The 14,410-nt window shown below is 41.0% G+C and carries 12 protein-coding genes and 1 tRNA gene; 1 reads left to right on the plus strand and 12 read right to left on the minus strand.

The window, feature by feature from the left end; translation table 11 throughout:
- Positions 1–3: 3 nt before the first annotated feature.
- From MK405_RS07700 to MK405_RS07720, 5 genes are all read right to left on the minus strand, one after another.
- On the minus strand, positions 4–933 hold the full coding sequence (locus tag MK405_RS07700; protein WP_167266400.1) for an ATP-binding cassette domain-containing protein: 930 nt from the start codon (positions 931–933) through the stop codon (positions 4–6).
- Between the two features lie 10 nt (positions 934–943).
- On the minus strand, positions 944–2,011 hold the full coding sequence (locus MK405_RS07705) for an ABC transporter ATP-binding protein (protein WP_167266397.1): 1,068 nt from the start codon (positions 2,009–2,011) through the stop codon (positions 944–946).
- 8 nt (positions 2,012–2,019) lie between these two features.
- Positions 2,020–2,946 carry an oligopeptide ABC transporter permease OppC gene (gene oppC, locus MK405_RS07710; RefSeq protein WP_000103693.1) on the minus strand — a complete coding sequence of 309 codons (927 nt, stop codon included), beginning with the start codon at positions 2,944–2,946 and terminating at the stop codon, positions 2,020–2,022.
- Positions 2,946–4,442, minus strand: coding sequence for an ABC transporter permease (locus MK405_RS07715; protein ID WP_000759886.1), 1,497 nt, complete (start codon positions 4,440–4,442; stop codon positions 2,946–2,948). The genes oppC and MK405_RS07715 overlap by 1 nt, the downstream gene beginning before the upstream one ends.
- Before the next feature lie 66 nt (positions 4,443–4,508).
- Complete coding sequence (locus tag MK405_RS07720) at positions 4,509–6,488, minus strand: peptide ABC transporter substrate-binding protein (RefSeq protein WP_268704712.1); 1,980 nt, start codon at positions 6,486–6,488, stop codon at positions 4,509–4,511.
- A gap of 304 nt (positions 6,489–6,792) precedes the next feature.
- Between MK405_RS07720 and MK405_RS07725 the strand changes: the two genes are divergently transcribed.
- A tRNA-Cys gene (locus MK405_RS07725) sits at positions 6,793–6,863 on the plus strand.
- A gap of 125 nt (positions 6,864–6,988) precedes the next feature.
- On the opposite strand, the gene MK405_RS07730 is transcribed toward MK405_RS07725, so the two are convergent.
- The 7 genes from MK405_RS07730 to MK405_RS07760 form a co-directional block, all read right to left on the minus strand.
- Positions 6,989–7,234 (minus strand): DUF7720 family protein, encoded by a 246-nt coding sequence (locus MK405_RS07730; protein ID WP_084856352.1) that lies wholly within the window; start codon positions 7,232–7,234, stop codon positions 6,989–6,991.
- 213 nt (positions 7,235–7,447) lie between these two features.
- Positions 7,448–8,449 carry a GH25 family lysozyme gene (locus MK405_RS07735; protein WP_084856357.1) on the minus strand — a complete coding sequence of 334 codons (1,002 nt, stop codon included), beginning with the start codon at positions 8,447–8,449 and terminating at the stop codon, positions 7,448–7,450.
- Positions 8,450–8,453: 4 nt separating this feature from the next.
- Complete coding sequence (locus MK405_RS07740) at positions 8,454–8,786, minus strand: phage holin (protein ID WP_084856351.1); 333 nt, start codon at positions 8,784–8,786, stop codon at positions 8,454–8,456.
- Between the two features lies 1 nt (position 8,787).
- Positions 8,788–9,087 (minus strand): hypothetical protein, encoded by a 300-nt coding sequence (locus MK405_RS07745; RefSeq protein WP_049490335.1) that lies wholly within the window; start codon positions 9,085–9,087, stop codon positions 8,788–8,790.
- An 11-nt stretch (positions 9,088–9,098) separates the two neighbouring features.
- Positions 9,099–9,704: a DUF1366 domain-containing protein gene (locus MK405_RS07750; RefSeq protein WP_268704713.1), complete on the minus strand. Its 606-nt coding sequence runs from the start codon at positions 9,702–9,704 to the stop codon at positions 9,099–9,101.
- 18 nt (positions 9,705–9,722) lie between these two features.
- Positions 9,723–11,726 carry a DUF859 family phage minor structural protein gene (locus tag MK405_RS07755; RefSeq protein ID WP_268704714.1) on the minus strand — a complete coding sequence of 668 codons (2,004 nt, stop codon included), beginning with the start codon at positions 11,724–11,726 and terminating at the stop codon, positions 9,723–9,725.
- A gap of 11 nt (positions 11,727–11,737) precedes the next feature.
- Positions 11,738–14,410 (minus strand): phage tail spike protein, encoded by a 2,673-nt coding sequence (locus tag MK405_RS07760; RefSeq protein ID WP_268704715.1) that lies wholly within the window; start codon positions 14,408–14,410, stop codon positions 11,738–11,740.

Below are 14,410 nucleotides of genomic sequence, written 5' to 3' on the forward strand. Positions count from 1 at the left end.
TGTTTATTTTTTAAGAGCTTCCTTGTAACGAGCAAGTTCTGCTTGATTGGCCCAAACATAGTGACCTGGACGAATTTCCACCATAGACGGCTTGTCTGTCTCATAGTCATGTTGGCTAGGATCATAGACTTTCAAGACCTTCTTACGTTCCAAGATTGGATCTGGAATCGGTACAGCAGATAGAAGTGCTTGAGTGTACGGATGAACAGGATTGTTAAACAACTCCTCTGTTTCCGCTACTTCAACGATAACACCCTTATAGATAACTGCGATACGATCTGAGATAAAGCGAACAACTGACAAGTCATGCGCGATAAAGAGATAGGTCAAGCCCAATTCTTTTTGAAACTTCTTGAGCAAGTTCAAGACTTGCGCACGAACAGACACGTCCAAGGCTGAAATCGGCTCATCCGCAATAACGAAATCAGGTTCCATCACAAGAGCACGAGCAATCCCAATACGTTGACGTTGACCACCAGAAAACTCGTGTGGGTAACGGGTCAAGTGCTCTTTTAAAAGACCGACTTCATGAATCATCTTTTGAACTTTTGCTTTTCGCTCTTCTTCATCTTTGAACAAGTGATAGTTGTAAAGACCTTCAGAGATGATATAGTCAACCGTCGCACGTTCATTTAAACTGGCTGCAGGGTCTTGGAAAATCATCTGGATACGGCGGATCAACTCTGAAGATTCCTTGTGAGATTTTTTCCCATTGATCTTATGACCGTCAAAGATGATTTCACCTTTACTAGTATTATTCAAACCAATAATGGCACGACCAATCGTCGTTTTCCCACTACCAGATTCACCAACAAGAGAAAAAGTTTCTCCCTTGTTGATAAAGAAGTTAGCGTTTTTAACGGCAACAAACTTCTTGCTTCCTTCACCGAAGGAAATTTCTAAATCTTTAATTTCTACTAATTTTTCAGACATTTCCTTCCTCCTAGTCTTCTAGATGAGCAAAGCCCATTTTATCACGAATTTTATCATGTAAATCTGCGATGATTTCTGGTTTTTCAACCTTAGGAGCATTCTCATGAAGCAACCAAGTCTTAGCCCAGTGAGTATCAGTGACTGAAAACTGAGGCGCTTTCTGTTCAAAGTCAATTTGCATCGCATAATCTGAACGAAGGGCAAAGGCATCACCTTTCAACTCAGTATAAAGAGATGGTGGTGTTCCTGGGATAGAGTACAATTCCCCTTTATCATCAGCGAGCTGTGGCAAGCTAGACAAGAGACTCCAAGTGTATGGATGACGTGGGTCGTAGAAGACTTCCTCAACCGTTCCATACTCTACAATTTCCCCAGCATACATAACTGCCACCTTATCCGCAATACTTGCTACCACACCAAGGTCATGGGTGATAAAGATAATGGTGAAGTGGTACTCATCTTGCAAGGTTTTAAGCAAATCAATGATTTGCGCTTGAATGGTTACATCAAGGGCCGTCGTTGGCTCGTCACAGATCAAAATATCTGGGCGACATGCAAGGGCAATCGCGATAACGATACGTTGACGCATCCCTCCAGAATATTGGAAAGGATACTCATCAAAACGTTTTTCAGCGTCTGGAATTCCGACCTTGTTCATATAGTCGATTGCCATTTCTTTGGCTTCCTTAGCTGTTTTCCCTTGGTGTTTAACGATAACTTCTGTGATTTGGCTACCGATTGTATTAATTGGATCCAAACTTGTCATTGGGTCTTGGAAGATGGTCGCAATTTTAGCACCGCGGATTTTCTCCCATTCTTTGTTCGAAGTCAAGGCTGTCAAGTCTTGTCCACGATAGTCAATACTTCCTTGGGCAATGCGTCCATTATCTTCTAACATCCCTGTAAAGGTTTTTGTTAATACAGATTTACCAGAACCAGACTCACCTACCAAGGCAAGAACTTCTCCTTCAATCAGGTCCAGAGAAACTCCTCGGATAGCCGTCAGAACCTTGTCACGAACGTCAAATTCCACGACAATATCGCGAGCAGTCAAAATTACATTACTTTCTTTTGTCATGTCTACTCCTATCTATGTGTACGTGGATCACTAGCATCCGCTAGGTTTTGACCAACAACGAAGAGAGATAGGGATACCAAGATCAAGGTTGTCAACGGAATCCAGAACAAGTAAGCGTTGGTCGTAACGTTTTGTGAGTAATCTGAGATCAAACGTCCCAAACTTGGCACTGTTACAGGCAACCCCAATCCAAAGAAGGAGAGGAAAGCCTCATAAGAGATAAAGCTTGGCAACATCAAGGTCATCGTAGAAACAATAACAGATACCAATTGTGGCATGATATTTTTCACGATGATTTTAAAGGTTGGTGTTCCAAGTGTTTGAGAAGCAAGGTTGTATTCCAAGTCACGGTAACGCATGATTTGAATACGAATTGAATAAGCAATACCAATCCAAGTCGTCACACTCATAGCGAAGATCAAATTCCAGAAACCAGCACCAATTGAGTAAGTCAAGACGATAACAATCAAGAGAGATGGAATGTTTGAAATAATGTTATAAACTTCCATCATGACGCGGTCAACAGATTTTGAAATTCCCCAAATTCCACCAACAATAACCCCGATCACAAGGTTGATAAAAGTAGCAATTACAGAAATGAGGATAGAATTACGCGCACCAAACCAAACTCCATCAAACAAGGATTTACCATTGCTATCAGTACCAAACCAGTGTTCGGCATTGGGCTTAATAAAACGAGCGCTAAAGTCATTAACCTTACTTACATCGTTAAAGTCAAAGTCTGAAAACATCGGATAGATAAAACTCATCAAAATAATAGCTACCAATATTCCCAACATAATGACTGTTGATTTTTTCTTTAAAAACTGTCTAAATACAGAGCCCCAGTAAGAGTAGGCAGGAGCATCAATCGTTTCAGAGGCAAAATCATCACGTTTTACGAACTGAAATTTTTCTTTATCAATTGTTGACATTATTTGCCTCCTTTCTCTGTCAATTTAATACGTGGGTCAAGCATAGTCATCCAGATATCTCCTACAAAGAGTGAGAAGATAGAAATACATGTAAAGATGAAGACGAGACCAACTACCATTGAGTTATTTGATGCCTTAACAGAGTCAATCAACATTTTACCCATACCTGGGAAGGCGAAGACTGTTTCTGTCAATGTTGCACCACCAATAACCCCGATTACGGCACCTGGAATACCTGAAACCAAAGGAACCATGGCATTTTTAAAGACGTGTTTATTTGAAATTTCTTTTTCAGATAAACCTTTTGCACGAGCAAAACGGACGAAGTCTTGAGATTGCAAGTCAATCATATAACGACGAATCCAGATTGCTGTACTTGGTGCTCCCAGCAAACCTAGAATGACTGCTGGCAAGACATAGGAACGCCAATCTCCAGCACCTAGGATAGGGAATGAGTCTGGAAGACCAATAGATGAGCCAATCAAACGCACGATATAAACCAAGGCAATCGTTGGAAGTGCAAGCAAGAAGGTTAGAGCACCTGTTGAGAAGCTGTCAATCCAAGTATTCTTGTGGCGAGCCATAGCAGATCCAAGAGGAATCGCAATAGCATAAGAAATAATCAAACCAATCAAACCAGCAACAGCTGAGCTTGCAATCATAGATGGATATTGGTAGTTACTTTCTGTAGCTGTATATGGATCGTCTTTACCATAGTTAGCTATTTCACGCGCATCTGCTTGACTTGGAGATTTGTAGGTACGAGAGTAAATATCTACAGACGAAGTCTTTTTACCAGTAGGGAATTGAACTTCTGATGTCTTAGTTTGTCCTTGACCTTGTGTGATAACTTGAAGCACTGGCGTGTTCGCATAAGTTGGGTAAGAGTCACCCAAGTTAATGTTCACAAAGTTTTGGTGTACAAACGGGAATTGATTGTTGAAATACAAAAGGTATTTATGTTTGGTACCTGAACCAACCAATGACCAACCGATAGCAGGGTCATTTTCAAAACGAAGATAACGTTCCAAGTTTGGATTTTCAGGGTCTTGAATCTTGTTTGTATGATCAATATCAAGTAAGTTCGCATAGAATTTGAAAACACGTTCAAAAATCGGAATTTCACGCGTAGCATAGAACTGACCACTCTCTGAAAAGACACCTAACGTCCAACCATTACCGAGTTGGTTGATGTATTTTTCGTAGATTGCCTTATTGGTATCATTGGCATCTACTGTTACAGATGAGTCCATTGTGCTAGCTTTTTCTTGCAACTCCTTGGTATCGTAGTACTCGATATAGCCCATACGTTCATAAACGGTATTCTCATAATTATCTCGCTTATCTGGAGTCGTTGCAATCTTGTTGTAGTTGGTATCCTGCTTGAAAATCAGTTTCCGAGGAACCATCGTATAGATAATCGTGTAGGTCAAGGTTGTCACCAAGAAAATAGACAACAATGAGCGCAAGACACGCATAAAAATATATTTTTTCATATCGTTTCCTTTTAAAATCCCAAAAGAACCTTCTCCTCATGGAGAGAAAGTTCTCTTGAGAGTTATTTATTTAACGTGATTCGTCAATTCTTTTTGAACTTTTTCGTTTGATTCTTTTTTCTCTTTGAGCCATTTCTCACGAGCTTGTTCGTAATCAGCTTTCGTTACAACCTTGTCTTGCAACTGAATATACTTGAAGTATACATCTGAACCCTTATCTCCAGATTGACTGTATGACGCAGAGAATGGTACTACACGAGAAATGAATGGCGCTGCTCCATTAGATGACATAGCAGGAAGGAAGAGAGAGCTATCTGTCAACCAAGCTTGAGCTGCTGCGTATTTTTCATAACGAACATTCAAATCGCTTGTTTCTTTAGCAGCTTCATCAACTAACTTATCGTATTCTTTCAAACCAACTTGAGCTGCTGCAGCATTATCTGCACCTTCGTAACCCATGTATGTTTTTGTTTGTTCAGCATTCGTTGTCTTCAAGATATCAAGGTAAGTTGATGGATCTTCGTAGTCTGGACTCCATGCAACTGCTCCTGAGAGATCCCAATCTTCTGCCGCAGCGCTTGCTGCATAGTAGGTGATATTGTTCAACTCATCTTTAGAAACTTGTTGGATATCAATCACTACATTATCTTCACCAAGTACTTTTTCAACTGATTGTTTAAAGGATTGAATACGAGCGATATAGCTCTTAGCAGTTTGGTCTACTGGAATATCCAAGTGGATAGGGAATTTCGCACCTTCTGCTTCCAATGCAGTTTTGGCTTTCGTAAATTCAGCCTTGGCTTTGTCGGCGTTGAAGAGTCCATCTTGACCATCCGCAAAGTTTACATTCTTCCACTCATCACCATAAGTAGCCATCTTTTCAGTTACCAAGTCACCAAAAGTTTTTTCACCTGCAGAGACAAAACCTGGTTTCACAAAGAGGTTACGAACTGCAAGAGGAGCACCTTCTTTACCATTGATTTGTGCTGAGTAAGAAGTACGGTCAAAGGCAAAGTTCAAAGCCTGACGGAAATTCTTGTTAAGAAGAGCTTTCTTAGTAGAAGTCTTCTCTTCATCAGTTGTCTTAGAAGTGTATTTGTAACCTTGACGGTCAATATTCACACCCAAACCAGCAATCCCTGGTCCTGATGGAGTGTAGAAGATGTTATCCTTATAGCTTTCTGCTACCTTAGAATAGTTTGAACTTGTTGGGAAAAGGCGAGCATAGCTGTATGCACCACTTGTAAAGTTACGTTCAATGGACTCTTGGTCTGACCCATCATAGAAAGCAAGGGTAACTTTATCAAGGTGAACATTATCCTTATCCCAGTACTGCTCATTCTTAGCAAATTCGATAGAAGATTTAGTAGTCAAACCTTTTAGCAAGAACGGACCATTATAAAGTAAGGACGTAGGATCTGTTGCTTTGGCAAAATCTGATCCTTTTGATTTTTCAAAATCTTCGTTCAATGGCCAGAAGATTGAATAAGCCATCTTAGAGTTCCAGTATGGTTCTGGTTGGTTCAAGGTATACTCAAGAGTATAATCATCAACTGCCTTCACACCTACCGTAGAAAAGTCTTTTGAATTTCCAGACAAATAATCAGACAATCCTTTAACAGAAGTTTCTGCTAAATATAGGGCTTCGGATTTCTTATCTGCTGCGTGTTTCAAACCATTTACGAAATCTTTAGCTGTTACTTCAGCGTACTCTTCTCCATCAGATGTCATCCATTTAACACCTTTACGGATTTTGTAGGTATAAGTCAAACCATCTTTTGAGACTGACCAATCTTCTGCCACTGCGGGAGTCAAATTCCCATATTTGTCATTTGTGAAGAGACCATCAATACCATTTGAAGTGGCAATCTTAGTACTTTGTTTACCTGAAATGAGGTAATCCAACGTTTCTGGGTCAGCTGAATAGATATAACCATAATTTTTTGGCGCTGTTGAATCAGATGATTTTGAAGAACCGCAAGCAGCGAGAACGCCAGTTGCCAGCAAAGCAATCCCTGCTGTAACAAATACTCTACTTTTTTTCATGTATGTAACTCCTCTTAAAAAATTTAGGCTTATTGCCAATTATACCATAGATTTCTCAAAAAGTAAACGAATTTTCAGAATATTTAGGCGTGTAACCACAAAAAACTTTCATTTATCAAATTTCTTTATTCTTTGTTTGCTATCTATCAAGTCATAAGGCAAACTTAATGCCCATAAAGCCTGATTTTCAGGTTTTCTCTCCCCATTTTTCTATCCAATCAGAAAGGGCAATCTTCTAAATTGGATTTTCGATTAAGAAACTATTGACGGGAAATGATTTTCAAGGTATAATAATAAACGTTGAGGCGGTATAGCCAAGTGGTAAGGCACGGCTCTGCAAAAGCTTGATCGTCGGTTCAAATCCGTCTACCGCCTTATATATACTATTTTATAGTGATTTATCCGAAAATAAAGCCCGATTTTACGGGCTTTTTTATTTTTTTCTTCATATAAATAAAGATAACTTTAAAAAACTTTTGGGGCGAGTTTGGGGCAAGGTATTATGTGCGATCACTTCGTTCCATCTCGTACATTCTTACCGAATGCAGGACCAAATCACGATACTTCCAAGTTGATACCAGGTACTCAATAACCTCTTGGTCCTCTATCTTGCATTCCATGAATAATAACAACTTGACCGTGTATTCATTCTTTAAAATTGGAACAGCATAAGTCACATCTACCCAATGCTCAAATCCTAAATCAGTCTGCTCTATGCTCGCAAGTTCGATGTTCAAAATATTCATATTTTCTTCCTCCTACTTATCTATTCGTGAAAAAACATTATTTTTTAATTCTGAAACTACTTTCAGGCCAATTTTGTTGGCATTAACAAAACTGATAGCAACGCACTTTTAAGTAATAACATTCCAGAGCAAACAAAAAAACCGCAAGCTATAGCCTGCGGTTAAAACGATTCGAACAATATTTTAGAAATTTTCCTTTCTATTTTTAAAAAATTATTTAGTAGTGATTAATCCGTCAGGCAGGACAGTAAGCGCTGGTTTATCTGAACGACTGCCATCCTCATTGACATAGTACCAGCCGCCTTCGACTTGAACAAGCTCTTTTGAAGACATTGCGCCGTTCTCTTCTTTTAGATGGTATAGTTTGTCCTTATATTGAACCCAACCAGTAACCATCGCTCCTGAAGCATCAAAATAGAACCATTTGCCGTTCACAAACGCCCAGCCGATGGCCATTGCGCCGTTCTCTCTGAGATAATACCACTTGTCATCGTCTTTCAACCAGTTAGAAGATATTGAATAACCTCTCTCGTCGAAGTAGTACCAGGTACCATCAATCTTTTCCCATTCTTCTTTTGGATAAGATCCGTCAGGATATTCATACCACCATCCAGTATCATTCTTTTTCCATTTGGGCTTAGCTTCCTCGTCATCTAGTAAAACAATGTTCTTGTCATACGGATTTGAAGAGTATTGCCACCAGCGAATCCCGTCCATGGATGGGAAATATTCAAAGTTAGCTGTACCATCATTCAAACCATAGCCTGCAATCCAAAGGCTATTTGGAAATTTAGCAAGAATCTGCTCATAATAGATATTATTAAGCGTGAATGGCTTATAGCTGTAATAGATTGGCTCATAGCCATTTTCTTTGAGGATTTCCATGAAGCGAATACAAGCATCTGTATTTGCCTGTTTATCTCCGCTAGCGTGATCTTCGTAATCAAGACACAAGTATTTTACTTTTTGAGGTACATTGTCAAGGAAGTAGCGTGCCTCTCGCTCAGCTTCTTCAATGTCACCGCCAAACCATGCGAAATGATAAAATCCAACAGGATTGGATTGCTCTACTTGAGCTGACAGGCACGGATTTAGGTAGTTTGTGCTTTCAGAAATTTTGATAATAGTATTCTGTGTACTCATGTCAGCCAAAATACTTGTAATATCGTATCCATTGTGGCTAGATACGTCGATGAATAAGTCGTTTTTTTTCACTTTTTTATTTTCCTTTCCACGCATCATTCATTTGCTTAACTGCTGACTCGACGAAGGTATCCAAGTCCTTGTCAGTCATACTAATGTTATATTTGGTAAGCTCTGCACGGATTTTAGTTCGTGCTTGATCCAGCTTTTCTTCGCCTTTGTAGCCGGTTTCGGCTGCGACCTGCTCCACGGCATTGACCGCATTTTTAGCCAAGATTTCAACAATCTTGATAGTCTTTTCTCCACCTTTTTGAACGAGATAGTCCTTGACTGCTTTGACTGCGATACCTGCTAAAATGACAAGAATGCTAATTGCTCCATTTGCGATAATTTCATTGATTTGTTGCATGTTATTCTCCTTTTTCGATTTCGTCCATGCGGTCGTTCATGCGGACCATTTCTTTCTGAATGTCTCCGACCGTATGTGTAATTGTCGTTAATTCTGTAGTGGTTTTTTCCAGGTGAGTCATCAAACGCTCTTCTCGTCTATTAGAGTCGGCCTTTGATTGCTCATGCAAATCCATAATCTTCTTCTCTCGCTTGTCCGAAGTCTTAATAAGATATCGAATTATAATAAAGAAAAGCAAGATAAACAAAATCGCCCAAGCTACCTGACTTTGGGCGATTTTTTCAGCTTCTTCAATCGGCATACAACCTCCTTCTAATCGATACGTGGCATGACCACGGTAAGCACACCTTGCTGAAGCATATCAGATAGTGACTGATCTTTCCAAGTGTAGCCCTCTGTGGCTTGCATTTGGAACTTGAAAATAGTCTTGGTTCCTTTTGGCCATTTCGGATTTGTATCAAACGGATAAGCACCTGAGATGATGTCTCCGTTGTTGTAACGTTTGTCCTTAGCAAGCGGTTTGATGAAATTTGCTACCTTTACATAGGCAAAGGTCGGCATGCCACCATTTTGAGATACTACCACGGCACTCAAGACCTCTGTGATAGCTGAGACTGTGTCAAGGTTTTCCTTGTTCTCTACGGTCGCTTGCTCTACCTTAGTTGCCATTTCCTTATTTTGCTTGAGTTGCGCCTCTACCTGGTTAAATTTCTCTTTCTCGGCACGCTGTGGGAAATTCTCTTGGTAGAGAGCCTCCAGAGCCAGCTCAAAGAGTTCAGTATTTGACAAACCGATTTTGTCAGCTGGTAGCAAGATAGGTACGATAGCACCGTCTGAATTGACTAACGTAACCTTTGTAGCGGATTCTTTTCCGCTTGTATCAAATTCTTGGGACTTTGTCCCGTACTCTAATTTCATACTTTCTCCTTTCATTTATTAAGGGTAAGGGTCATTTGTTAGGTAACTGATTGTGCCTGTCCAATATTTATTTCCTGGCGATTTACTTGTCAGACGGATTTTTCCATCTGTTGCAAGGTGCAAGATGGCCGTGCCCGTTACTGTTGAGTCTGATATACCTTGCAAAACAAAGTTAACTTCTTGGGTCGGTCTAAAACCTGCTGGTATTGTTTCTCGGACTTCTCGATAGTCTGAAACTGTGTTGATATTTGTGGTTTTCCTTTCTGTCGAAATTGTAACCATGTTACCAACTCTTGTAACGTTGCCGTTGATAAACCAACCTAGCTCAATTTTTCTTTGAACTGTTTCTTGGACAGTAGCAATCTCTTTCCACTCTCTCCATTGATTCGCTATACGATAACGTACTAACATTGTTTCTCTCTCAGCCGTCCAGTATGTTTGTACAGCATATTGAGCGTCAGCGTACACTTGAACCAATAACCAACCATTCTGATTTTTAGGCCTGTTTGGTGCACTCCAGCTATAATACAAACCATTTTTTAGGATATTATCGGGATTTTCTTTTGTAAAAATTGAGGTGCCAGCATTACTAGTCAGCTGATACTGCTGAATAGGTCTATCATTCGCATAGATGTCACCCTTAACATCCAGCGCCCCACGCTCACGGATTTTGTTGACCCCAACCCCTGACCTATCATAAGACAAGACCACGCTCTCTGTGGCCACGTTGACCATAAAGTCAGTACGAGTGAATTTGTCCTCTAGTGTGCCAATAACAACCCAAGATTGATTAGCTAGATAATTTCCTGCTAAATTGGCCTGTGAATTGGTTAGATTTGAGATACTTGTCCAGGATCCAGTAGCTGGTCCTATATCCACTTGAAAGTTAGTAGTCCCAAGCCTTGCAACCCTGAATGTCAGGGTCATTGAGTTCTTTTGACTGCCCGAGACAGCCAGAGGGGCAATCTTAGCATTTCTAGTGACCGTCAAGGTGCTTGATGTTGATCCTGTTCTTGCTATGCTAAAACTCAATGCTGGAGCAAAATACTCAAGCACGGTTACAGCTACCTCTCTAGTATCAGACCATCTACCACGACTATCAGACACGCTCGCTCTGATTTTGATTGTGCCGTGATAGTTCATAATCCCCAGACTGCCACCGTTTGAACTGGTAGACTGGTTTTTGTCAATTATTTCAGCATAGTATCCAGTGATGGTTGATCCGTAAGAACCAACTGCACCATTAAATCCTACTTTAATGTTAGAGATGACCTGAATGAACGTGTTAGGGTTTGGAATAAGGTTTTGAGCCGCACCATTTAGGTCCGACAGGGAAACTCCTGTAAATGTGGGTTTCACATTTGCTGGCACGCTTGCCGTGAATGTGGTTGACTGTGTGCCTGTCTTGGTAGAGCCTGAGTAGGTATCGACAAAGACAGTCCCTGTGCCACTCGCTGAGTTTGGGATGTCATTGGCAAAGTCAAGAGGGATCGTCCACGTTGTGGATGTGTCTACATTCGTTGCAATCGTTCCACTCTTACCAGCCCAGGAATAGCGCACCGTATGCTTGAAACTGGAGCTTTGACGGTTAATGGTGATAGTAACCGAACTACCAATAACTCCAGCGCTCACGCTTACAGAGCTAGAGCGTGGTATAGTCGTCAGGCTAAGACTTGCTGATACTGTGATAGTCCCATGCAGGCCATTATTCGGATTGAACGTGCATGATATAGGTAAGGTCTTAGTCCCATCCGCATTGTGGCTGATTGTACTTGACCCACTAGCAAGAGTGTACTCCTCGCCTGATGTTTCCCACGTTGGGTAGCTGTAATGCACGTTTCGACCGTCTAAATTGAGAGACAAAGTACTGTCTCCTTGATGGTTATGAGTGTAATAGGCGCCTGTACGGCTAACTGTCATCCGCCAGTTGACGGTTGAGGTGTTATCCGTGATACTCTGAGAGCCTTGCTCTACATAGACATTGAGATACAAGCTCCCACTTGAACTACTAAATTTAGCCATTTTACTCCTTTCTATCCTACATACCTTATAACGTTCATATCAGGATTGATATGATACTGCTCTTCTCTAAATCGTCCTATTTGGATAGTCTTAGAGAAAATACCATTTTCAATGTGGATGACCCCTTGACTGATATACATAACCTCTACACCAGCGCTAAACATTGAAATTCGTCCGTTAGGGTTGAACATCATGCTAGAGCTACCGTCATTCTTACCAATTACAAGGCCCTCATTACTAGAGCTCATGTAAGTATCAATGAAATTCCAGCGGTCAGATAATTCTCCAAGATCCTTAGCAATATTAGAGACACGCTGACTAGCTGCAATCAAATCTTTCTCAGCTTGTAACCTTGCTGTCTCGTTTGACTTGACAAAGTCCTTATAAGCCTTTATCCAGTTATCAAGCGTGTCAGCACTAGCTTTAGCCTCGAGCTCAGCCTGGATAATTCCAGCCTTTTCATTGAGAGCATTGAGTTGCTCCTGAGTCAATGCTTGATCAGCTTTAGAGTTGATAGTCTCTTGCACGTCTTCGTCTGACAATCTAAAATCAGTCATTACATTGCCAATTTCAAGCTGAACATCTGTAACATACAGATTGACAATTTTGTCATATCCAACATAGAGCATGACTCTGATCTCATCAAAAGGTATATCGTGCTTTGCTGAGAGAGAAAAACGCTGATACTTGTCAGTGATTTGGGAAGCAAGTATATCAAGCCATGATTGTCTAGCTATGACACCATCTTTTATAAAATGGAGTCCGATATGAGCCTCTTGAGGCGCTCCGTCTTTCGCAAACGATGCTGAAATTGTGACCGGAGTACCTGCTGGTTGAGGTAGTGAAATCTTTTGGCTTACGCCTTTCCATTTTGGGATAACTGTGTCATTCTCGCTAAACATATGTAAGCCTGGTCTGCCCTTATTAACTGCAGAATGAGTGAAATTATACGCTAATCCATTTACAGAAGATTTACTCCACTTATTATCTCCGGAGAGAAACGAGGCATTTCTGATATAGTTTTTTCCACCAATCTTTACATTATCGAAAAGAGCCGTCCAGTTGTATCTTGTAGGATCCTGACTGTCCGCCTCAGTGAAATCTGTGTACGTTCCAAAATAACGCTTATTGGCGCTTGTTGTCGTGCTGAAACTGTCACGTCCGTCCTCTGAATTGGCCCATGCTCTATGCAAGTACTGAGTTTTTCCAGTCGTCCCATCTGATGTATTGATAAGCGTCAACTGTTCGGACGCTATCTCTTTGTTATCCACCCATGCTGACACCGTCAAAACCATCTTTTGGTTGATGTCAGAGGCTCGGACAATGTAACTAGAGCTTGTAGCTTTGATTACACCATCCACAACCCAGCGCCAGCCACTATTGATGACTTTGTTCCCTTTCATAAGAGTAGAGGTCACAATGGTCTGGCCTTGACCATTTTTAAAGGCTATGCCGTTGTCTGTAGCAAGTTTGATAGTGTAGGGCTTAGCGTCCTCTATCATCCTGTCTAGCTGTTGCTGAATGCCCTGAGATAGACGATTTTCAAGCGCCTTAGCATTTGAAAAAGTCGTTTTATTGTTTCTAGGGTTGGTAAAGCTGATGACTTGCTCAGATACCCTCATCTCAAGCAAGAGAGTAGGGCTAAAGCCGTCATCATAGACTTTGACTGTGTCTCCTATTTCAAGATCTGCAAAGCCCTCAGCCTCGTAAGTTACTGCTGGGTAACAGTTCTTTTTGAGCTCACGGTAAGCTGTTGAGCGGATGACCTCAGGATTTGAACTCTCTACAGTCATGTCCTTACGAGTCCACTGGTCACGGTCACCTGTTGAGTGAGTGAAAGTGCTTGGATACATCTGCATAGATAGAGGGGCATACAATGCAGCCCCTGACTGGTAGAACTCACGTTCTCCCTTTGCGTTGTTGACTGACCAAGGGCCAAGACCGCTGATGCCAATAACATTGCCGTGTTCGTCCTTACCCGTTGGGACTACGGTGTTATATATTCTAGTCTTATCAATCGTCCTAGTGATTGTCTTGAGGTTTTTACCATACTTCAAGATGGTTGGACTGATTTGACCTACCCCTTGATGGGTATCATCGTGCTCGTGATAGACGTTAACCGTGAATGACTTGATAGAGCTGTCAGAGTTGAGACGTGTGTCAAACTCAATTTCTGCACCGAACTTCTTAGCAAGGCTTAATAGTCTATTTAGTTTAGTGTCTGTCCCTTCCCACTCAGCTGAAATCTTCTTATCTGACACCTCGTTGATGCCGATTTTTAAGAAAGTATAGTTGAGCAAGTCCATCTCCTCACAAAATTCCTTAAAGCTCATGGCCTTAGGCGATTTGTAAGGGATAGAGTACTCATTGATCAGCTCAAGGTTCAGGTTGATACTGTAACACTTGATAACTTTCTCATTTTCCTCAATTTTTCGGATAGTGTGCAGGTAGGTTCTGCCTTTGTAGTGAAATGAAACAAATGCTTTCTCATTGAGAGAGTTATAGGCCCTCTTTTTGCCTACATCTGAGATAATAGCCTTTTTAAAGACCGTAAAATCAAAGGTACTAGAGCCAGTTTCCAGGTATCTTGTCCAGCTATCATTGAAATAGTTCAATGTATCCTGTTTGTCATTGTCCACAAAGGCCACTTTTCTCAAATTTGAGTCATGTATTGTCAATAACAT

This window comes from Streptococcus oralis, assembly GCF_026782345.1.
GTDB lineage: Bacteria > Bacillota > Bacilli > Lactobacillales > Streptococcaceae > Streptococcus > Streptococcus oralis_CK.